Source organism: Magnetococcales bacterium (genome assembly GCA_015231925.1).
In the GTDB taxonomy this organism is placed as follows: Bacteria; Pseudomonadota; Magnetococcia; order Magnetococcales; family JADGAQ01; genus JADGAQ01.
The window spans coordinates 1-19,537 of sequence record JADGAQ010000024.1 but is presented as its reverse complement, the minus strand read 5'-3'; the positions used below and the strand labels follow the sequence as shown (position 1 = coordinate 19,537).

Annotated in this window: 19 protein-coding genes; 17 read left to right on the top strand and 2 right to left on the bottom strand. The window is 60.5% G+C overall.

All coding sequences use genetic code 11. The features are described from left to right. Nucleotides 1-6: 6 nt before the first annotated feature. From HQL56_04800 to HQL56_04790, 3 genes are all read left to right on the top strand, one after another. Nucleotides 7-2,736, top strand: coding sequence for a CoA-binding protein (locus HQL56_04800; protein MBF0308831.1), 2,730 nt, complete (start codon nt 7-9; stop codon nt 2,734-2,736). A 276-nt stretch (nt 2,737-3,012) separates the two neighbouring features. Continuing rightward, nucleotides 3,013-3,252 (top strand): helix-turn-helix domain-containing protein, encoded by a 240-nt coding sequence (locus HQL56_04795; GenBank protein ID MBF0308830.1) that lies wholly within the window; start codon nt 3,013-3,015, stop codon nt 3,250-3,252. Nucleotides 3,253-3,257: 5 nt separating this feature from the next. Beyond that, the gene (locus HQL56_04790; GenBank protein MBF0308829.1) at nt 3,258-3,824 is read left to right on the top strand and encodes a PIN domain-containing protein; all 567 of its coding nucleotides are present in this window, start codon (nt 3,258-3,260) and stop codon (nt 3,822-3,824) included. 291 nt (nt 3,825-4,115) lie between these two features. On the opposite strand, the gene HQL56_04785 is transcribed toward HQL56_04790, so the two are convergent. Beyond that, nucleotides 4,116-4,352 carry a hypothetical protein gene (locus HQL56_04785; GenBank protein ID MBF0308828.1) on the bottom strand — a complete coding sequence of 79 codons (237 nt, stop codon included), beginning with the start codon at nt 4,350-4,352 and terminating at the stop codon, nt 4,116-4,118. After that, a complete protein-coding gene (locus HQL56_04780; GenBank protein MBF0308827.1) occupies nt 4,330-4,614 on the bottom strand; it encodes a BrnT family toxin in 285 nt (94 codons plus the stop codon). The genes HQL56_04785 and HQL56_04780 overlap by 23 nt, the downstream gene beginning before the upstream one ends. A gap of 369 nt (nt 4,615-4,983) precedes the next feature. On the opposite strand from HQL56_04780, the gene ndhC reads away from it, so the two are divergent. The 14 genes from ndhC to nuoN all read left to right on the top strand — a co-directional run bounded on the left by ndhC (nt 4,984) and on the right by nuoN (nt 19,440). Then, the gene (gene ndhC / locus HQL56_04775) at nt 4,984-5,340 is read left to right on the top strand and encodes an NADH-quinone oxidoreductase subunit A (GenBank protein MBF0308826.1); all 357 of its coding nucleotides are present in this window, start codon (nt 4,984-4,986) and stop codon (nt 5,338-5,340) included. Beyond that, a complete protein-coding gene (locus HQL56_04770) occupies nt 5,337-5,840 on the top strand; it encodes an NADH-quinone oxidoreductase subunit B (GenBank protein ID MBF0308825.1) in 504 nt (167 codons plus the stop codon). The genes ndhC and HQL56_04770 overlap by 4 nt, the downstream gene beginning before the upstream one ends. Further along, nucleotides 5,837-6,433, top strand: a complete 597-nt coding sequence (locus HQL56_04765) for an NADH-quinone oxidoreductase subunit C (GenBank protein ID MBF0308824.1) — start codon at nt 5,837-5,839, stop codon at nt 6,431-6,433. The genes HQL56_04770 and HQL56_04765 overlap by 4 nt, the downstream gene beginning before the upstream one ends. Nucleotides 6,434-6,499: 66 nt before the next feature. Continuing rightward, nucleotides 6,500-7,681, top strand: coding sequence for an NADH-quinone oxidoreductase subunit D (locus tag HQL56_04760; GenBank protein ID MBF0308823.1), 1,182 nt, complete (start codon nt 6,500-6,502; stop codon nt 7,679-7,681). A 53-nt stretch (nt 7,682-7,734) separates the two neighbouring features. Then, complete coding sequence (gene nuoE / locus HQL56_04755; protein MBF0308822.1) at nt 7,735-8,232, top strand: NADH-quinone oxidoreductase subunit NuoE; 498 nt, start codon at nt 7,735-7,737, stop codon at nt 8,230-8,232. A gap of 14 nt (nt 8,233-8,246) precedes the next feature. After that, complete coding sequence (nuoF, locus tag HQL56_04750) at nt 8,247-9,521, top strand: NADH-quinone oxidoreductase subunit NuoF (GenBank protein ID MBF0308821.1); 1,275 nt, start codon at nt 8,247-8,249, stop codon at nt 9,519-9,521. Between the two features lie 16 nt (nt 9,522-9,537). Continuing rightward, the gene (gene nuoG, locus HQL56_04745; GenBank protein MBF0308820.1) at nt 9,538-11,937 is read left to right on the top strand and encodes an NADH-quinone oxidoreductase subunit NuoG; all 2,400 of its coding nucleotides are present in this window, start codon (nt 9,538-9,540) and stop codon (nt 11,935-11,937) included. Nucleotides 11,938-12,012: 75 nt separating this feature from the next. After that, nucleotides 12,013-13,041 (top strand): NADH-quinone oxidoreductase subunit NuoH, encoded by a 1,029-nt coding sequence (nuoH, locus tag HQL56_04740; GenBank protein ID MBF0308819.1) that lies wholly within the window; start codon nt 12,013-12,015, stop codon nt 13,039-13,041. A gap of 19 nt (nt 13,042-13,060) precedes the next feature. Further along, nucleotides 13,061-13,549, top strand: a complete 489-nt coding sequence (gene nuoI, locus HQL56_04735) for an NADH-quinone oxidoreductase subunit NuoI (GenBank protein MBF0308818.1) — start codon at nt 13,061-13,063, stop codon at nt 13,547-13,549. A gap of 14 nt (nt 13,550-13,563) precedes the next feature. Continuing rightward, nucleotides 13,564-14,166: an NADH-quinone oxidoreductase subunit J gene (locus tag HQL56_04730; GenBank protein MBF0308817.1), complete on the top strand. Its 603-nt coding sequence runs from the start codon at nt 13,564-13,566 to the stop codon at nt 14,164-14,166. Further along, nucleotides 14,160-14,465, top strand: a complete 306-nt coding sequence (gene nuoK / locus HQL56_04725) for an NADH-quinone oxidoreductase subunit NuoK (GenBank protein MBF0308816.1) — start codon at nt 14,160-14,162, stop codon at nt 14,463-14,465. Before HQL56_04730 ends, nuoK begins: the two co-directional genes overlap by 7 nt. Nucleotides 14,466-14,508: 43 nt before the next feature. Beyond that, complete coding sequence (nuoL, locus tag HQL56_04720) at nt 14,509-16,428, top strand: NADH-quinone oxidoreductase subunit L (protein ID MBF0308815.1); 1,920 nt, start codon at nt 14,509-14,511, stop codon at nt 16,426-16,428. Nucleotides 16,429-16,447: 19 nt separating this feature from the next. After that, nucleotides 16,448-17,929 (top strand): NADH-quinone oxidoreductase subunit M, encoded by a 1,482-nt coding sequence (locus tag HQL56_04715; GenBank protein ID MBF0308814.1) that lies wholly within the window; start codon nt 16,448-16,450, stop codon nt 17,927-17,929. Nucleotides 17,930-17,985: 56 nt separating this feature from the next. Continuing rightward, on the top strand, nt 17,986-19,440 hold the full coding sequence (gene nuoN, locus HQL56_04710; GenBank protein ID MBF0308813.1) for an NADH-quinone oxidoreductase subunit NuoN: 1,455 nt from the start codon (nt 17,986-17,988) through the stop codon (nt 19,438-19,440). Nucleotides 19,441-19,537 lie beyond the last annotated feature (97 nt).

Here is a 19,537-nt window from a genome sequence, read left to right as displayed (position 1 = left end):
AATTTCATGCACGCCCGCGGTGTGCCTGAGTTCCCCTACTATGTCGGTATCCACAGCCTGGCCGAAATGGCCACCCGCGAAGACCGGGTCTGCGTGTTCAACATCCTGGGCGGCGAAAGCCGGACCGTCACCCCGGTAAGCCATGTCTTCTCCGGCGGCAACATCGTCTGCGGCACCATGCCCGGCCGTTCCGGTTCGGTCATGAAGACCAGCATCGGCGACATCCCGGTCTACAACAACGTGCTGGAAGCCATGGACGCGGGACACAGCTTCAACGTGGCGGTGGTCTATGTGCCGCCCGCCGGCGTGCGCGACTCGGTGATCGAGGCGGTGCGGGTCAATCCCAATCTCAAGAAGGTGGTCATCCTCACCGAAAAGGTGAAGGTTTCCCACGCCCGCACCATTCGTCAGTATTGCCAGATGCGCGGTGTCGACGTCTTCGGCGCCAACTGCCTGGGTATCGCCGACGCCCACAACAAGGTGCGTATCGGCGGCGCCCTGGGCGGCAGCGCTCCGGAGGAGTCGCTGGTTCCGGGTTCCGTGGCCATCTTCTCCAACTCCGGCAACTTCACCACCACCATGGCCACCTATCTGCTCACCGGTGGCTGGGGTTCCACGGTCTCCCTCTCCTCGGGCAAGGATGTCTATATCCACTTCGCCGCCCAGGAGTTCACCTACGCCATGCACAACGACGACCGCACCAAAGCGGGCGTCTTCTACATCGAGCCGGGTGGGTATTACGAGAAGGAGTTGGTCTTCAAGAAGCCGGTCGTGGCCTGCGTGGTGGGCCGTTGGAAGGCCAAGCTGACCCGCGCCTGCGGTCATGCGGGCGCCATCGCCGGATCCGGTGACGATGCCGCCGCCAAAGAGAAGTGGTTCATGGAGAAGTTCGGGGTTCAGGGCATCTTCACCCCCGAGAATCCCATCTGCTCCGCCAAGGGCGCGGTGGTGACCAACATCTCCCATGTGCCCCAGGCGCTGACCACGGTGATGATGCTCAACGGCATCAAACCCGATTTCGAGCCGCGTGGCAATCTGGATCTCAAGTGCTGGTTCGCCAACAATCAGGGATTGGATCTGCCCAAGGAGCTGTGCCCGCCCGTAGTGGAGGCCATGTCCCCCTACAACGAGCAGATCGCCATTCTCTCCAAGGCCATCGGCACCACCTTCCCGCGGCAGGCCATGAAGGACGCTTCCGGCGCTTCCCGCATGGATCCGGCCACCCAGGTCTCCCAACTGCACAACATCAGCATCCTGGATGCCTCCACCCACACCCTGGAGGAGAACCTCACCATGGCGCTGCTCCGGGAGTATCCGGATGCCAACGGCGCGGCCATGGCCAATGCGGTACTCAACGCTTACGTCAACCAGAGCGGCAACGTGGGTCTTCTGGCTGCGGATGCGGCCCGGGAAGCCGGCAACAGCCCCAACACGGTGCTTTCCGCCGCGGTGGCCCTGGTGGGCCCCAACGTGGTCAAGCAGGGTCGTGACGCGGCGGAAGCCCTGGTGAACCTCTTCGCCTACAGCAAGCTGGAGGATCCGGCGGACACCTCCTTCGACTTCTCCGCTCAGTTGGAGCAGGCGGGATCCGAGGAGATGCGGGCCGTCTTCCTCTCCGACAAGGCGGGAGACCGGGGCAAGAGTCTGCTGGCCGGTCTGGAAGCCCGGGGCGCCAAGTCGGTCTTCATCGACTTCCTCAAGGCGCTGGCCGACAAACACAACGGCAAGCTGCGCGATCAGGTGCTGCTGGCCGCCGTGACCACCCACCTGGCCTGGAAGCCGCTGATGCACAAGCGTCTCTCCGTGACCACCGTGGCCAACATGCCGTGGCATTTCCAGATCTTCGCCACCCTGGTCGGTTCCAGTGTGGAGAGCAGCCGTCAGGAAGATCGCAAGACCTTCTCCGGCGTGGCGGTGAGCGATCTGATCAACGGCTGGAGCTTCACGGAGACCGCCTTCCTGGCTCTGTTCGGTCATCGTCCCGATGCCCAGGAGCTTTTCGGCTTCTCCGTGCTGCTGGGTCTCATCGTCACCAACGGACCCGGCACCATTTCGGCTCAGGGCCCCAAGGGTGCGGTTTCCGCCGATGGTCCCGAGGTTCCCAGCCGGGTGCAGGTCAACAAGGGCTATCTCGGCTTCCTGACCCATACCGGTTTCGCCCACGGGGGCAATGGCTTCGAGGCCATCTCCTTCCTGCTCGACCAGTTCCGCAACACCACCCTGGCCGACCCCGCCGAGACCGCTCACGGCCTCGATCTGGCGGAGATGGCCAACCGGTATGCCAAGGAGTACAAGGGCTACAAGGTGAAGGCCAAGGGCGCCGGCGAGCTGGATTACGCCAAGATCCCCTGCGTCAATCATCCGGTCTTCAAGGGCAAGGATGTCAACTTCGACCCGCGGGAGGTCTTTGTCACCGAGTTGTTCAAGAACCGTGGCGAATACAACGTGTTCCACGATTTCTATCACGAGATGGTGCAGGCGCTGTTCCGCAACGGCGTTTCCACCAATGTTTACTGCGTGAACGTGGATGCGGTCATTGCCATCATTCTGTTGAAGATGCTGTGGAAGCCTTTCAAGACCGGCAAGGTCACGGAGCGGGAGATGGAAGCGGCGGCTTTCACCACCTTCCTCTTCGGGCGCATGATCGGTTCTGCGGCGGAGATCGACGATCACACCAACCGGGGTCGCAACATGGATACCCGGACCGCTGCCAGCGTGGTGCAGTTTGTCGGTTGATGCGGTGGTGATGTAATAACGAAACCCCGGAGGAAGCCTTTTCCTCCGGGGTTTTTTATTGCCCTGGCCGTTCAATCTGTTATCTTTCAAGTATCAAAAAAAGGAAATGTTCTATCCTTTGACTTTGCCGTCGAACCCCCTATAAATTCATTTAGACATATTAATGTAAATAAAATATGAATTATAACAGACAAGTCAAAGGATAGAACATTTTCTTTTTTTACTTTCTAAAGGATAAAATATTAAAAGTCAAAAGACTGATTACAGGAGGTTGACATGCTCAAGGCGAAAATCCCTCTTCTGACCGACCAGGAAGCGGCCGATCTGCTGAACGTTTCCCAACCCTATCTGGCGAACCTGCTGGCGTCGGGCGCCATTCCCTGTTACGAACAGGGGACGCGCCGGGGAGTGTGTTATCAGGATGTACTGGATTACAAGAAACAAATGCAAGAACAACAAATCACCATTTTAAAGGATCTAACCGAAGAAGCTCAGAAATTAGATATTGGTTATTAAGCGTTATGAACTTGGCCGTTGTTCTCGATTCCTGCATCCTTTATTCCGCCCCCTTGCGGGACCTTCTGCTGCACTTGGCTTTGTCCGGACTTTTCCAAACAAAATGGTCCGAGGAGATCCACCGGGAGTGGATGGAAAACCTGCTGATCAATCGTCCCGATCTCACTCGTGAACAGTTGGAGTACACCCGGACCCGATTGAACAGCCTGCCCGATTGTTTGGTGACCGGGTACGAGTCTTTGATTTCGACACTGCATTTGCCGGATGAAGGGGACCGCCACGTTCTGGCCGTCGCGATTCACAGTCGCTCCGGCATCATTCTGACTTACAATCTCAAGGACTTTCCCCTCGAAGCCCTGGCGAAACACCGCATTCAGGCCCGGCATCCCGATCCCTTCATCATGGCCCTGATCAAGGCCCACCCTCAGCGTGTTTTGCACGCCGTCCGGCGGCACCGCCAGACGTTGAAAAGACCACCGTTAGGCCCCACGGAATACATAAATGCCATGGAACGACAGCATTTATCTGATACCGCGGACTGGATGCGTTCTCAAGCTAAAGATCAATTGTAAATATATTCTTTATAGGATCATAATCCACATCAATATGATGTGGCTTTCCTTTTGGCCACAGGAGTACCGACCCCACTCGTCTAGTTCGAAGAACCCACAGGCTTGAATATCTCTGAATTAATCGCGAACCAATTGCTTGGTTTCGCAGCTCCTTGCACTTTCCGCGTCCTACACTCATACTATGAAGACTATTATTACTTTTAAAGATCACATTGATAGTTTTTCCACAATTTCCTGAAAAATACTTCTGCCAATTCTCAGGTGAAAAAGCAATTCCAAAACCCGAGCCGGTCACAGTATTTGGCCTGCTATTTTCCCACGCTGATCCTTTAAACGATGGCATACTATCTCCTTTTCATCGCTGAAGTTTTCACCGCATGTAGTTGGTTCTGCACTCTTCGGCAGCCGTTTGAATTGGACAAGCTCAACATCCAGCAGAGGCAGATTATCTGGATCGTTCAAAGCTGCCGCCGTGATCCGTGCGTCTTCCTCGGGAGTCGGTATCTCAATCGCCACAGGCTTCGACATATCGCATGACCTCCTTCACATTGGCCTTGCGCAGACTGATGATGCGGCGTTCCTCCACCCGGTCCACAAAGACCACGACGTGGACACGTGTTCCCAGAACAGCCAAGGCAACCTGCCGCGCTTCGTCGTATTCGCGCCACGTATCTTCCCAAACCAGGGCATTTTCCCAATCCAGGTGCGCCGCTTCGGCCAGGGACAAACCGTGTTTTTCCCGATTGCCGACATCCTTGTCCGGATCGAAACACATTTTTTCCAATTTCATAATCGTATTTCAACAAATCCTGACTTCAATGACAATTCGGGGAAAGAATACCACGTTCCGAACCGTCTTCCAACCGCTTGTTCCGGTTCTGTATGACCCATCCCTGATAACCCGGCAAACAAGAGGTTTTGAGCGCCTTTAAGTACAATTTAGTTTTGTTGATTTCCTGTCATTATCCATACTATTTTCCAGGGTTTTTTGTGATGTTCTTCCATGGTGATTTGAAGAGGATGTCGAAAATACATTGAAATCGGGCGCAGAATGCGCAAAATTTCGAGTGCCGCGGAAAGGTGGGAACTTTTTCGGCAGGGAACGACTCACGGCGCCCCCCACCACGAGAAGCGCCGGATCGGCTGGGAGGAATGGAAGGTGCTTGAAAGCTATTTTCCGGTGCTGGTTTTTCTGTTCATCGCCCTGGGCATGGCGGTGTTCATGCTCGGCGCGTCGTACCTGGTCGGGGTGAAACGCCCCTATGACAAAAAACGCGACCAGTACGAATGCGGCTTCGACCCGCCCTCCCGGGTGCGCATGCCCTTCGACGTGCGCTACTATCTGCTGGCCATCCTCTTCGTGGTGTTCGACATCGAAGCAGCTTTCATGTATCCCTGGGCCGTGGCCTTCAAGAGCATCGGATTCATCGGTTTCGTGGAGATGATGCTCTTCCTGCTGGTCCTGCTGGTCGGCTACATCTATGCCTGGAAGAAAGGGGCGCTGGAATGGGAATGATCGAGGAAGTGCGCCGCGAGGTAACGGAGCGGGGTTTCCTCCTGACCAGTGCCGACAAGCTGGTCAACTGGGCGCGCACGGGCTCCTGCTGGCCCATGACCTTCGGTCTGGCCTGCTGCGCCGTGGAGATGATGCAGGCCGGCGCCAGCCGCTACGACCTGGACCGCTTCGGCATCGTCTTTCGCGGCAGCCCCCGTCAGTCGGACGTGATGATCGTGGCGGGCACCCTGACCTACAAGATGGCCCCGGTGCTGCGCAAACTCTACGACCAGATGCCCGAACCCCGCTGGGTCATCTCCATGGGCTCCTGCGCCAACGGCGGCGGTTATTACCACTACGGCTACTCCACGGTGCGCGGTTGCAACCGCATCGTGCCGGTGGACATCTTCGTGCCCGGTTGCCCCCCCACGGCGGAAGCCCTGCTCTACGGCATCCTGCAACTGCACAAGAAAATCCATCGCACCGCCACCCTCTACGATGGCTGGAGGATCTCCCAATGAGCCAGCCGCGTCTGGAAGCCCTGGCCGACCATCTGCGCAGCCTCTTTCCGGCCGATGACGTGACCTATCTGGAAGGTCGCGCCGCCGGGGGCAAGGGCGATGCGGTGGTGCTGCAACGCAAACCCGAAGAACTCCTCGCCGCCATGACCCTGCTGCGGGACGACCATTACTGCGACTTCAAGCTGCTGGTGGATGTGGCCGGCGTACACTACCCGGATCGCGACAAACCCCTGGAGCTGGTCTACCAACTGCTTTCCGTGCATCAGAATCACCGGGTGCGGGTCAAGGTGGCCCTGAGCGAGGGCGAGTTCGTCCCCTCGGTGAACGGCATCTGGTGGAGCGCCGACTGGTACGAGCGGGAAGCCTACGAGATGTTCGGCATCCTCTTTTCCGGCCATCCCGATCTGCGCCGACTGCTCACCGAATACGACTTCGAAGGTTTCCCGCTGCGCAAGGATTTCCCGGTGACGGGTTATCACGAAATGCGCTACGACGAGACCCTGGGCCGGGTGGTGCGGGAACCGGTGCAGTTACAGCTGCCGAACCGGGCCTATTACGGACCGAAGGCTTCCGGGAAGTCGGGTACCCATTAGGCTTTCCGGGGTTTCGGGCACCCACGGGTTCTTTTATCGGATGTACGGGTAGGGTGGCTTGCCATGATGCAAGAAGGCGCGGAATTCAACACATACACCGTCAATTTCGGTCCCCAGCACCCGGCGGCCCATGGCGTGCTGCGCCTGCTGCTGGAGCTGGACGGCGAGGTGGTGGTGCGGGCCGATCCCCATATCGGCTTCCTGCATCGCGGCACCGAAAAGCTGCTGGAAAACAAGACCTACCTCCAGGGGGTGCCCTACTTCGATCGTCTGGACTACATGTCCATGATCTCCCAGGAGTACCCCTTCGTGCTGGCGGTGGAGCGGCTCCTGGGCATCGAAGCCCCGTTGCGGGCCCAGTACATCCGGGTGATCTACGCCGAACTGACCCGCATGCTCAACCACCTGCTCTTCCTCGGCGCTCACGGCCTCGACGTGGGAGCCATGACCATGTTCATCTACACCTTCCGCGAGCGGGAGGAGATCATGGACATGTACGAGGCGGTTTCGGGGGCACGGGTGCATGCCGCCTACTTCCGTCCCGGCGGGGTCTCCCGGGATTTCCCGGAAGGGCTGGCCGCCAAGATTCGCCATTTCACGGAGATCTTCCCCAAAAAGATCGACGAATACGAAACCCTGTTGACCGACAACCGCATCTGGAAGCAACGTCTGGTGGACATCGGCGTGGTCAGCGCCCAGGAGGCCCTCGACATGGGTTTCGTGGGACCGATGCTGCGGGGTTCCGGCGTGGCCTACGATCTGCGCAAGGCGGAACCCTACGATGTCTACGACCGGGTCGAATTCGACATCCCCGTGGGCAGGAACGGCGACTCCTACGACCGCTATCTGGTGCGGGTGGAAGAGCTGCGACAGGCCAACCGCATCATCCGTCAGTGTCTGGACCAGATGCCCGCCGGTCCGGTGCGCCATGAGGATTTCAAGATCTCCCTGCCCTATCGGGCCGAGATGAAAGAGGGGATGGAGTCGCTGATCCATCACTTCAAGCTGTGTACCGAAGGATTCCCGGTGCCGCCGGGCGAAATCTACACCGCCGTGGAGACACCCAAGGGGGAGATGGGGGTCTACATCATCTCCCAGGGGGGCAACAAGCCCTACCGGGTCAAGATCCGGGCCGCCGGCTTCAACCATCTTCAGGCGGTGAAACGCATAGCCAAGGGTCACATGATCGCCGATGTCACCACCATTGTTGGCACCATCGACATCGTGTTCGGTGAAATCGACCGCTGACATATCAGAAGAGAGTACGTGATACGTCCATGAGCGAACATGCCGCACTACCGATGAAGGCGGGAGGCCCGCCGCCCCGATTTTCCGAGGCTGCCCTGCAGGAGATCGGCAGGATCTACGCCCGTTATCCCAAGGAGCGCCACCAGTCGGCGCTGATGCCGATTCTGCATCTGGCGCAGAAGGAGTTCGGCGGCTGGCTCTCCGTGGAGGCCCTCGACTACGTGGCCGAGTTCATGGGCATTCCCAACATGCGGGTGTACGAGGTGGCCACCTTTTACACCATGTACAACCTGAAACCCGTGGGACGTTACCACGTGCAGGTTTGCACCAACATCTCCTGCTGGCTGTGCGGCTCCGAAACCGTGGTGAAGACCCTGGAAAAGAAGCTGGGCCTGGGCGTCGGCAAAACCGACGACGAAGGCCGCTTCACCCTGACGGAGGTGGAGTGTCTGGGAGCCTGCGTACATGCTCCGGTCATGCAGATCAACGATGACTACTACGAACACCTGACCGCTGAACAGGTGGCGGAAATCGTCGATCGGTTGCCCTGAACAAGGAATTGGCAATGAGTGGAGCCATACAGATCGTTTACAAGAACATTCATGTGGCCAACAGCCATACCCTGGCGGTCGCCCTGGAAAACGGCGCCTATCAGGCGGCGGCCAAGGCGTTGGACATGAAGGGTGAAGAGATCATCGAGGAGGTGAAGAAGTCGGGCATCCGCGGTCGCGGCGGCGCCGGTTTCCCCGCCGGTCTCAAGTGGTCCTTCATCCCCCGCAGCGATCCCCGGCCCAAGTATCTGGTCTGCAACGCCGACGAAGGCGAGCCGGGCACCTGCAAGGACCGCGACATCATCCGCTACGATCCGCACATGCTGATCGAAGGCATGATCATCGCCGGCTACGCGGTGGGCGCCAAACAGGGATACATCTACATCCGCGGCGAGTTCGTGCGGGAGGCGCAGATTCTGCAACAGGCGGTCGAGGATGCCTATCAGGCCGGCTATCTGGGCGACAACTGCCTGGGCAGGGAGGTCTGCTTCCATCTGGCGGTGCATCGCGGCGCGGGAGCCTACGTCTGCGGCGAAGAGACGGGTCTCATCGAGTCGCTGGAGGGCAAGAAGGGTCAACCCCGTCTCAAGCCCCCCTTCCCGGCCAATATCGGTCTTTACGACTGCCCCACGGTGATCAACAACGTGGAAACCCTCTCCTCCGTGCCCGCCATCATCAATAACGGCGGCGAGTGGTACGGCAAACTGGGCGTGGCCAAATCGAGCGGGACCAAGGTCTTCTGCGTATCGGGCCATGTCAACCGGCCCGGCAACTACGAAGTGGAGATGGGCCTACCCCTGAAGACCTTGATTCAGCAGTACGCCGGCGACGTGCGAGGCGGTTGGGACAACCTCAAAGGCGTCATTCCGGGTGGTTCCTCCACCCCGGTCCTGACCAAGGCCCAGTGCGAAACCGTCACCATGGACTACGACGGGCTGGCCAAGGCGGGCAGCATGCTGGGCGCCGGTTCGGTGATCGTGCTGGACCGTTCGGTGGACATCGTCAAGGCCATCGCCCGGCTGTCGCGTTTCTATCGCCACGAATCCTGCGGACAATGCACCCCCTGCCGGGAAGGCACGGGCTGGATCGCCCAGGTCATGGATCGTCTGGCCCGGGGACAAGGCCGCAAGGAAGATATCGCCCTGCTGGAAGATATCTGCGCCAACATCAGTGGCAAGACCATTTGCGCTTTGGGGGATGCGGCGGCCATGCCGGTTCTCGGAGCGATCAAGGCCTTTCGCGAGGAGTTCGAATACCTCGTGGAACATGGCCGCAGCATGGTAGGTTGAGGAGCAAGCGAAGACCATGCCTACTTTGATCATCGACGGCAAGGAAGTCAGCGTCAAGCCGGGAACCACCATCATGGAGGCGGCCCGCCAACTTGGCATCAAGATTCCCCATTTCTGTTACCATCGCAAATTGTCGATTGCGGGCAACTGCCGCATTTGCCTGGTGGAAGTGGAGAAGATGCCCAAGCCGGTGGTCTCCTGCGCCATGCCGGTGGCGGATGGCATGGTGGTGCGCACCGATTCGGACATGGTGCGCAAGGGACGCAAGGGGGTCATGGAGTTCCTGCTCATCAACCATCCCCTGGACTGCCCCGTCTGCGACCAGGGCGGCGAGTGCAAGCTGCAGGATCTGGCCATGCGCTACGGTCCCGACCGGGCCCGCTTCCACGAAACGAAACGGGAAGTGCCCAACTGGGATCTCGGCGCGCTGATCGAAACCGAGATGAACCGCTGCATCCACTGCACCCGCTGCATCCGCTTCTCCCAGGAGGTCGCGGGCGTGGAGGAGATGGGCGGCGCCTTCCGGGGCGACCACATGCGGGTGGGTACCTATGTGCAGAAGACCCTCTCCTCGGAACTCTCCGGCAACCTGGCCCAGATCTGCCCGGTGGGGGCGCTCAACGACAAGCCGTTCCATTTCCAGGCCCGGGGCTGGGAGCTGAAACAGACCTTCGGCATCTGCACCCACTGTTCCGTGGGCTGTCACCTGCGCCGCGACCATCTGGACAACACCGTGCGTCGCGTGGTGGCGGAGAGCTGCGAAGCGGTCAATCAGTCCTGGATCTGCGACAAGGGCCGTTTCTCCTACGACGGCATGGGTGCGGATCGCATCCTGCGCCCCATGATCCGCCGGGAAAATAAGGGTCATCTGGAACCGGTCTCCTGGCAGGAGGCCCTCGATTTCGTGGCGCGGCTTCTCAAGGAGGTGCGTCCGGAAGAGGTGGCGGGTCTGGCTTCCGCCAGCCAGTGCGCCGAGAGCCTCTTCTCCTTCCAGGATTTCCTGCGTCACTCCGTCGGTACGCCCCACATCGACCACCGGGTGCGGCAGCGGGATTTTTCGGGCGATCAAGCGGGTTTGACCCGGGCCGATCTGCTGATGAACACCCCTCTGGCCGATCTGGCCAAGGCGGACGCCATTCTGCTGCTGGGCATCGATCCCCGCCAGGAGGTGCCGCTGCTGAATCTGCGTCTGCGTCAGGCGGCACAGGCCGGGGCCCGGATCATGGCCGTCAATCCGCGCCGCCTGGACCACAATCTGCCGGGTCTTACCGAGACGCTGCTGCGTCCCGGCGCGGAAGTCGCCTTCCTGACGGAGCTGCTGGCTCTGCTCAAGGGCGGCGCCGAGGGTTCGGAGGAAACCAGGCTCCTCGCGGCCACCCTCTCCCAGGCCAAATTCCCCCTGGTCATGCTCGGGGATTACAGCTTCAGCCATCCGGAAGCGGAGGCCATCCGCCGGCTGGCGGTGGCCATTCTGGAGGCGTGCGGGGGTCTGCGTCCCGAATGGAACGGCTTCAACCGGGTTTACTCCCGAGCCAACTCCGCCGCTGCTCAGGATCTGGGTGTGGTGCCCCATCGCGGACCGGGCTACCGCCGTTCGGACAAGGTGGGCAAGAACGGGCAGCAGATTCTGGAAGCCGCCGCCAACGGGGAAATCAAGGTTCTCTTCCTTCTGGGACTCGACCCCCGCACCGACTGCGCCGACACCCGTCTGGCCAGCCGCGCCCTGGATCGGGCCAAGGTGATCTTCCTGGGCACCCACCACACGCCGGGAGGGGCCTGGTCCACGGTGGCCCTGCCGGGTCTGGCCAGCGCCGAGAAGGAGACCACCTACACCAACTGCGAAGGTCGGGTGCAGCGTGGCAAACGGGCGGTCAACGGCCCCCTGGAGGCCAAAGAGGATTGGCGCATCCTGCGGGCGCTGTCGGATCGTTTCCCGGTGCCGCTGGCCTACAACGCCCTGGAGGCCCTGCGCAAGGCCATGGCCGACGCCGACCATCGCTACAATCAGGACCATTGGGACGACGCCATCATGTCCTCGCCCTGCAACCATCGGCCCGTGACCACGGGTCTGCCGGTGGCGCCGGCGGATCAGGCGGCGCGCGAGGGTCTGCTGCTGGTGGTGGAACCGGCCTTCTATCGCGATGACGCCATTACCCGCCATTCGGCGGTGATGAGCCGCCTGGACCATGGCCAGACCGTGCGGGTCAACCCCGAGGAGGGGGAATCCCTGGGGTTGCGTCAAGGCGGACGGGCGCGTCTCATCCATGAGGAGCAGACCGTGGAAGTGGAGATCTGCCTCGATGCCCGGGTGCCCCGGGGTCTGGTCTTCGGTCGCTACGGCGATGTCAACGGACTGATCCAGGATCTGGGGGACTGGCACGGGGGCTTCCCGGCGGTCAGCCTGGTTGGACTGTAAGCGCAGCCGGGTTGAGGCTGGCTCGGCTCGGGTTGGACTGTCGCAATGTCGGGTTATGCACGCGGATAGGTAAAAATGACTGAAGCCCTGCACGCATTCCAAGCTTTTGGCTCGGAGCTTTTCGGCGCTCTCTGGCCCCTGATCTGGACCGTGATCAAAATCGCGGTTCTCCTGGCGCCGGTGCTCTTCTGCGTCACCTACCTGACCTGGGCGGAACGCAAGATCATCGGCTACATGCAGGTGCGTTACGGGCCGAACCGGGTTGGCATCTTCGGCCTGCTGCAACCCCTGGCGGATGCGGTCAAGCTCTTCTTCAAGGAGATGCTGATCCCTCTGAAGGCGGACGTGCCGGTCTTCCTGCTGGCCCCGATCCTCACCCTGGCCCCGGCGCTGCTGGCCTGGGCGGTGATACCCTTCTCCCCGGAACTGGTGGTGGCCGATCTCAACATCGGGGTGCTTTACGTGCTGGCCATCTCCTCCCTGGGGGTTTACGGCATCCTCATGTCGGGATGGGCCTCCAATACCCGGTACTCCTTTCTGGGTTCCATGCGCTCCTCGGCCCAGATGATCTCCTACGAAATCGCCATCGGCTTCACCATCATCCCGGTGGCCATGCTGGCGGGCAGCCTCAATCTGGGACAGATCGTGGCCTCCCAGCAGAATATGTGGAATATCATTCCGCTGGCGCCGCTCTTCTTCATCTACTTCATCGCCGGCGTCGCGGAGACCAATCGCGCCCCCTTCGACCTGCCGGAAGCGGAAGCGGAACTGGTGGCCGGCTTCGCCACCGAATACTCCGCCATGAGCTTCGGCATGTTCTTCCTGGGGGAATACGCCAACATGATCCTGGTGGCCGCCATGGGGGCCACCCTCTTTCTGGGCGGCTGGCTGCCTCCCGCCGGATTCCTCTCCTTCATTCCCGGCATCGTCTGGCTGGCGCTGAAGATTGGTTTCCTGCTCTTCACCTTCCTGTGGATTCGCGCCACCTTCCCGCGCTATCGCTACGATCAGCTGATGCGCCTGGGCTGGAAGGTTTTCCTGCCGGTGACGTTGTTCTGGATTTTTCTGACCGGCTCGGCGATGCATCTGCTGGGCAAGGCCTGAGGAGGCGATGAGGATGGGCATGACCGTGCGCACTTTTCTGGAGAGCTTCCTGATGAAGGAACTCTTCGCGGGCATGGCGGTGACGTTGAAGTACTTCTTCCGCCCCCGCATCACCATTCAGTACCCGGAAGAGCGGACCCCCCTGTCGCCCCGTTTTCGCGGGGAGCACGCCCTGCGTCGCTACGAGGACGGTGGTGAACGCTGCATCGCCTGCAAGCTCTGCGAAGCCATCTGCCCGGCCCAGGCGATCTTCATCGAGATCGATCCCCAGAGCGTGGCCCCGCAGCGCAAAACCCGGGTCTACGACATCGACATGGCCAAATGCATCTTCTGCGGCTACTGTCAGGAGGCCTGCCCGGTGGATGCCGTCGTCCTGGGCCCCAACTTCGAATTCACCGCCGAATCCCGGGAAGCCCTGATCTTCGGCAAGAAGAAACTGCTGGACAACGGGGAACGCTGGAAACGGCAAATCGACGCCAACCTCAAAGCCGACGCCAAGTACCGTTAGGGGGAGCTTCAGTCATGGTAACCATAGCGGAACTGGTTTTCTACTTCTTCGCGGTCGTCACCGCCGCATCGGCCCTGCTGGTCATCACCGCCCGCAACCCGGTCCATTCGGTGTTGTTCCTGGTGTTGACCTTCTTCTCCACCGCCGGCCTCTTCGTGCTGCTGGAAGCGGAATTCCTGGCGGCCATTCTGGTGATCGTCTACATGGGCGCGGTGGCCATTCTCTTCCTCTTCGTGGTGATGATGCTCGATGTGGACTTCGTCGAGTTGCGCCGTCAGGCCAAGGAGCATCTGCCTGTCGGACTGGCGGTGGGCGGACTGGTGCTGGTGGAGCTGGTGGCCACGATTCTGACCAGCCACTACCACCTCCACCCGGACAAGATGGCCGGCAAGGACAATACCCTGGTTCTGGGTCAACACCTGTACAGCCAGTTCCTCTACCCCTTCGAGGTGGCCTCCATGATCCTGCTGGTGGCCCTGATCGGCGCAGTGGTGCTGACCCATCGCAAACGGAGCAACGCCTTGCATCAGGACATCGGTCGCCAGGTGGCCAGACGGCGGGATCAGGCGGTGGAACTTCGCAAGGTGGCCTCCGGGGAGGGAGCGAAAAAATCATGACTCTGCAACACTTTCTCGTCCTGGGCGCCATACTGTTTTCCATCGGGATCTTCGGCATCTTCCTCAACCGGAAGAACGTCATCGTCATCCTGATGAGCATCGAACTGATTCTGCTGGCGGTCAACGTCAACCTGGTGGCCTTTTCCCACTACATGGGCGATGTGACCGGACAGATCTTCACCTTCTTCGTTCTGGCGGTGGCGGCTTCGGAGGCGGCCATCGGCCTGGCGATCCTGGTGACCTTCTTCCGCAACCGGGCCACCATCGACGTGGAAAAAATCGATACCCTGCGGGGTTGACCGGCACCGTGAGTTGTCGTATTCGACACTGGATTGAGAGACCATGAGCCAAAACCTTCTCATCATTCTGGCCCCCCTGACCGGATCCCTGATCGCCGGACTGCTGGGTCGGCGCTTTCTGGGCAACGCCCTCAGCCGAGCCGTCACCATCGCGGGAATGGTGCTGGCCCTGCTGCTGTCGATCAAGGTCTTCTTCGAGATCGTCTCCGTGGAGGGCCGGGTGGTCCACGAGGAGGTCTTCTCCTGGATCGTCTCCGGCGGCTTCAAGGTCCACTTCGGCATCCTGATGGATCGCCTCACCGCGGTGATGCTCATCGTGGTCAACGGGGTCTCCTGCATGGTCCACATCTACTCCGTGGGCTACATGCACGAGGATCCGGATCAACCGCGTTTCTTCTCCTACCTCTCCCTGTTCACCTTCGCCATGCTGATGTTGGTGACCGGGGACAATTTCCTGCAGCTCTTCTTCGGCTGGGAGGGGGTGGGTCTGGCCTCCTATCTGCTGATCGGCTTCTGGTTCCGCAAGGAGTCCGCCGCCAACGCCGCCATCAAGGCCTTCCTGGTCAACCGCGTGGGTGACTTCGGTTTCGCCCTGGGCATCTTCACCCTCTATCTGGTCTTCGGCACCCTCGATTACGCCGAGGTTTTCAAAGCCGCCGCCGCCGGGCAATACGTCAAGGCCGTGGAGTTCCCCCTCTTCGGTGCGGTGGAGACCATCACCCTGATCTGCCTGCTGCTCTTTGTGGGCGCCATGGGCAAGTCGGCGCAGCTCGGTCTGCACACCTGGCTGCCGGACGCCATGGAAGGCCCCACGCCGGTTTCGGCCCTGATCCATGCCGCCACCATGGTGACCGCGGGCGTCTTTCTGGTCTGCCGCGCCTCCCCGCTCTTCGAGCTCTCTTCCACCGCTCTGACGGTGGTTACGGTGGTGGGCGCCCTCACCGCCTTCTTCGCCGCCACCATCGGCATGGTGCAGAACGACATCAAGCGGGTTATCGCCTATTCGACCTGCTCCCAACTGGGTTACATGTTCTTTGCCGCCGGCGTTTCCGCCTACTCCGCCGCCATGTTTCACCTCTTCACCCACGCCTTTTTCAAGGCCCTGCTCTTCCTGGGGGCCGGTGCGGTGATCCATGCCATGCACCACCAGCAGGACATGCGGGAGATGGGCGGACTGCGCAAGAAGCTGCCCCTGACCTATGCCCTGATGATGATCGGCACCCTGGCCCTGACCGGCTTTCCCTTCCTGGCCGGTTTCTACTCCAAGGACGCCATTCTGGAATCGGCCTTCGCCGCCCATACCGGAGTCGGGCAGTTCGCCTTCGTCCTGGGCATTCTGGCCGCCTTCATGACCACCTTCTACTCCTTCCGGCTGGTCTTCATGACCTTCCACGGCCATGCCCGGGATCATCATGCCTATGACCACGCCCACGAGGCCCCCTGGGTCATGCACGGACCCCTGGTGGTCCTGGCTCTGGGCGCCCTGTTCGCCGGCATGATCGGCGTGCCCATGATCCACGAGGGCTGGTTCGGCGAAGCGGTCAAGGTGTTGCCGGGTCACGATGCCCTGGCCAACGCCCACCATGTGCCCTTCTGGGTGAAAGCGGCTCCCTTCGGCATGTTCCTCCTGGGACTGGGACTGGCCTGGCGCAACTACATCCAGGATCCCGCCGCTCCCGGTCGCATGGTGCAGGCCTGGCCCCGGGTTCACGCCTTCCTGGCCAATGCCTGGTACTTCGACAAGCTCTACGACCTCCTCTTCGTGCGCAGCGCCAAGGCCATCGGGCAGGGGCTGTGGAAAACCGGGGATGAGACGATCATCGACGGGTACGGCGTCAACGGAATCGCCGCCACGGTGGAACGCATGGCGTTCAAGATGCGCGCTCTGCAATCCGGTTATGTCTACCACTATGCCTTCGCCATGCTGGTGGGCGTGCTGGTGCTGGCCACTTTCTATTCGTGACTAAACAGGAATCGCGACAATGCTCGTCAGTCAGGTCACCTTTCTGCCCCTGCTGGGGGCCCTGGTCATCTTCCTTCTGGTGCGGGATGATCGTCTGGCCCGCAACCTGGCCCTGGGCATCTCCCTGGCCACTTTCCTGTTGAGTCTGAAGCTCTACACCGGCTTCGACACGCACAGCGCCGCCTTCCAGTTTCTGGAGGAGGTGCCCTGGCTGCCCGACTATCACATCGTCTACCGCATGGGGGTGGACGGCATCAGCCTGCTCTTCGTGCTGCTGACGACCCTGTTGACGCCCATTTGCATCCTGGCCTCCTGGGAGTCGATCACCAAACACGTCAAGGCCTACATGATCGCCTTCCTGGCTCTGGAGAGCTTTGTGGTCGGGGTCTTCTGCGCCCTCGACTTCATCCTCTTCTATATCCTCTGGGAAGCCATGCTGATTCCGATGTTTCTCATCATCGGTGTCTGGGGCGGTCCCCGCCGGGTCTACGCGGCGCTGAAGTTCTTCCTCTACACCCTGGCCGGTTCGGTGTTGATGCTCATCGCCATTCTGGCCCTCTACTTCCAGGCCGGCACCTTCAGCATCCCCGAGTTGATGACCTTCGACTTCCCGCTCAACTTCCAGATGTGGATCTTCCTCGGGCTCTTCGTCTCCTTCTCGGTGAAGGTGCCCATGTGGCCGGTACACACCTGGCTGCCGGATGCCCATGTGGAAGCCCCCACCGCCGGTTCCGTCATCCTGGCGGGTATCCTGCTGAAGATGGGCGCTTACGGTTTCCTGCGCTTCTCCCTGCCCATCGTGCCGGATGCGGCCCACTATTTCACGCCGCTCATCTTCGGGCTCTCCCTGGTCGCGGTGGTCTATACCGCCCTGGTCGCCCTCATGCAGACCGATCTGAAGAAGCTGATCGCCTACTCGTCGGTCTCTCACATGGGTTTCGTCACCATCGGCCTCTTCACCTTCAATTCCCAGGGTCTGGAAGGTGGTCTGTTGCAGATGGTCAACCACGGTATCGTCGCCGGCGCCCTCTTCCTGCTGGTAGGGGTGGTCTACGACCGCCTGCACACCCGCGAGATCGCCCGTTTCGGTGGACTGGCCAACGTCATGCCGGTCTATGCGGTCATCTTCATGATCTTCACCATGGCCTCCGTCGGCCTGCCCGGCACCAACGGCTTCGTGGGCGAGTTCCTCATTCTGCTGGGCGCCTACCTGGCGAACAAGTCGGTGGCCCTGGTAGCCGCCACCGGCGTGGTTCTCGGCGCGGCCTACATGCTGTGGATGTTCAAAAAGGTGGTCTTCGGCGTGATCACCCACGAAGAGAACAAGAATCTGGCCGATCTCTCCATGCGGGAGGTGGCCCTTTTCGCCCCCTTGCTGGTTCTGGTCTTCTGGATCGGGTTCTATCCCGCTCCCTTCCTGGATGTGATGCACGCTTCGGTGGAGAATCTGATCGCCCAGACTTCCGGCGAAGTGGCCCGGGTGGCCGTGGCGGCTCATTGAGGCGGTTGTCGGTACTTGGCGAAATTGTCGTCCTACAGTCTGAAACGGGTGCGCCCATGTCTGTTCAAATGCCCGATATCAACCTCCTGCTCCTGCTGCCGGAAATCATTCTCTCGGTAGCGGCCATGGGTTTGCTGCTGATCGGCGCCTGGCAGGAAGAGCGTCAGGATTCGGAGCTGTTGCCGAACCTCTCCCTGGCGGCCGTCGTGGTTGCGGCCATCGCCACGCTGAGCGGTCTGGCCGATCCCCGGGCCACCACGTTGGACGGTCAGTTCGTACACGACCCCTTCTCCACCTTCATGAAGCTCTTCATGTATGTGGCCACCACCTTTCCCATCCTGATGTCGGTGGATTATCTCAAACGGTACCGGATGCATCGGGGTGAATATTACGTTCTCATGCTGTGCGCCCTGCTGGGCGGCATGATCATGGCTTCCGCCGGCAGCTTCCTGGTGCTCTATCTGGGCCTGGAGCTGATGTCCCTCTCCATTTACGTTCTGGCCGCCTTCCGCCGTGACGACACGGCTTCCAACGAAGCGGGCCTGAAATATTTCGTTCTGGGTTCCATGGCTTCCGGTCTGCTGCTTTACGGCATCTCCCTGGTTTACGGTGCCACGGGGACTTTCTCCTTCGCCACGCTGCAGAATCTGGTGGGTTCCGACGGTTTCCACGGCGGCATGCTGATGCACATGGGGGTTCTCTTCGTGGTGGCGGGACTGGCTTTCAAGATTGCCGCCGCCCCCTTCCACATGTGGGCCCCGGATGTTTACGAAGGCGCACCCACCTCGGTTACCGCCTTCATGGCCGCGCTGCCCAAGGTGGCGGCCTTCGCCGCCGTCAGCCGCGTGTTGCTGGAAGCCTTCGGACCGCTGCAGGCCTTCTGGGGACCGGCGGTGCAACTGCTGGCCGTGGCCTCCATGGCGGTCGGCGCTCTGGCCGCCATTGCCCAGACCAACTTCAAGCGCATGCTGGCCTACTCCTCCATCGGGCATGTCGGCTATATCCTCATCGGTTTCGCCGCCGGCAACGAGCTGGGTTCTCAGGCGGTGCTGCTCTATCTGGCCATTTACATCTTCATGAACCTGGGCACCTTCGCCATGATCCTGATCTTCTCCCGGGAGGGTGTGGGTGAGGAGATCGGCGACTACAAGGGTCTGGCTCACAAACGGCCGCTGCTGGCTTTCGTCATGGCGCTGCTCATGTTCTCCATGGCGGGGGTTCCTCCCCTGGCCGGGTTTATCGGCAAGCTTTACATCTTCATGGCGGCGGTCAAGGCCAACATGATCGGACTGGCCATCGTGGGTGTGCTCTTTTCGGCCATTGGCGCTTTCTACTATTTGCGCATCGTCAAGATCATGTATTTCGATCAGGCGGAATCGAGTTTCCAGGTGGCGGCTCCGTTGCCTTCCCAATTGGTGATTGCGGTCAGCACGGCGGCGATACTGATTTGGGGGGTGTTTCCGGGCAGTCTGCTCTCCTGGGCCTTGGCATCGGTGCAATCGCTCCACTGACGATACGGGGGCCGCAAGGCCCCCTTTTTTATTTGTTGACGTTCAATATTTAATCTTTTAAGTATCAAAAAAAGAAAATGTTCTGTCCTTTGACTTT

Excerpts from the sequence above, each read along its gene's own strand:
- HQL56_04765 (MBF0308824.1), top strand. The coding sequence starts at position 5,837 with ATGAGCCAGCCGCGTCTGGAAGCCCTGGCCGACCATCTGCGCAGCCTC.
- nuoH (MBF0308819.1), top strand. The coding sequence starts at position 12,013 with ATGACTGAAGCCCTGCACGCATTCCAAGCTTTTGGCTCGGAGCTTTTC.
- HQL56_04780 (MBF0308827.1), bottom strand. The coding sequence starts at position 4,614 with ATGAAATTGGAAAAAATGTGTTTCGATCCGGACAAGGATGTCGGCAAT.
- nuoI (MBF0308818.1), top strand. The coding sequence starts at position 13,061 with ATGACCGTGCGCACTTTTCTGGAGAGCTTCCTGATGAAGGAACTCTTC.
- nuoN (MBF0308813.1), top strand. The coding sequence starts at position 17,986 with ATGTCTGTTCAAATGCCCGATATCAACCTCCTGCTCCTGCTGCCGGAA.
- HQL56_04795 (MBF0308830.1), top strand. The coding sequence starts at position 3,013 with ATGCTCAAGGCGAAAATCCCTCTTCTGACCGACCAGGAAGCGGCCGAT.
- HQL56_04760 (MBF0308823.1), top strand. The coding sequence starts at position 6,500 with ATGCAAGAAGGCGCGGAATTCAACACATACACCGTCAATTTCGGTCCC.
- HQL56_04790 (MBF0308829.1), top strand. The coding sequence starts at position 3,258 with ATGAACTTGGCCGTTGTTCTCGATTCCTGCATCCTTTATTCCGCCCCC.
- HQL56_04730 (MBF0308817.1), top strand. The coding sequence starts at position 13,564 with ATGGTAACCATAGCGGAACTGGTTTTCTACTTCTTCGCGGTCGTCACC.
- nuoE (MBF0308822.1), top strand. The coding sequence starts at position 7,735 with ATGAAGGCGGGAGGCCCGCCGCCCCGATTTTCCGAGGCTGCCCTGCAG.
- HQL56_04800 (MBF0308831.1), top strand. The coding sequence starts at position 7 with ATGCACGCCCGCGGTGTGCCTGAGTTCCCCTACTATGTCGGTATCCAC.
- HQL56_04785 (MBF0308828.1), bottom strand. The coding sequence starts at position 4,352 with ATGTCGAAGCCTGTGGCGATTGAGATACCGACTCCCGAGGAAGACGCA.
- nuoF (MBF0308821.1), top strand. The coding sequence starts at position 8,247 with ATGAGTGGAGCCATACAGATCGTTTACAAGAACATTCATGTGGCCAAC.
- nuoG (MBF0308820.1), top strand. The coding sequence starts at position 9,538 with ATGCCTACTTTGATCATCGACGGCAAGGAAGTCAGCGTCAAGCCGGGA.
- HQL56_04715 (MBF0308814.1), top strand. The coding sequence starts at position 16,448 with ATGCTCGTCAGTCAGGTCACCTTTCTGCCCCTGCTGGGGGCCCTGGTC.
- nuoL (MBF0308815.1), top strand. The coding sequence starts at position 14,509 with ATGAGCCAAAACCTTCTCATCATTCTGGCCCCCCTGACCGGATCCCTG.
- HQL56_04770 (MBF0308825.1), top strand. The coding sequence starts at position 5,337 with ATGATCGAGGAAGTGCGCCGCGAGGTAACGGAGCGGGGTTTCCTCCTG.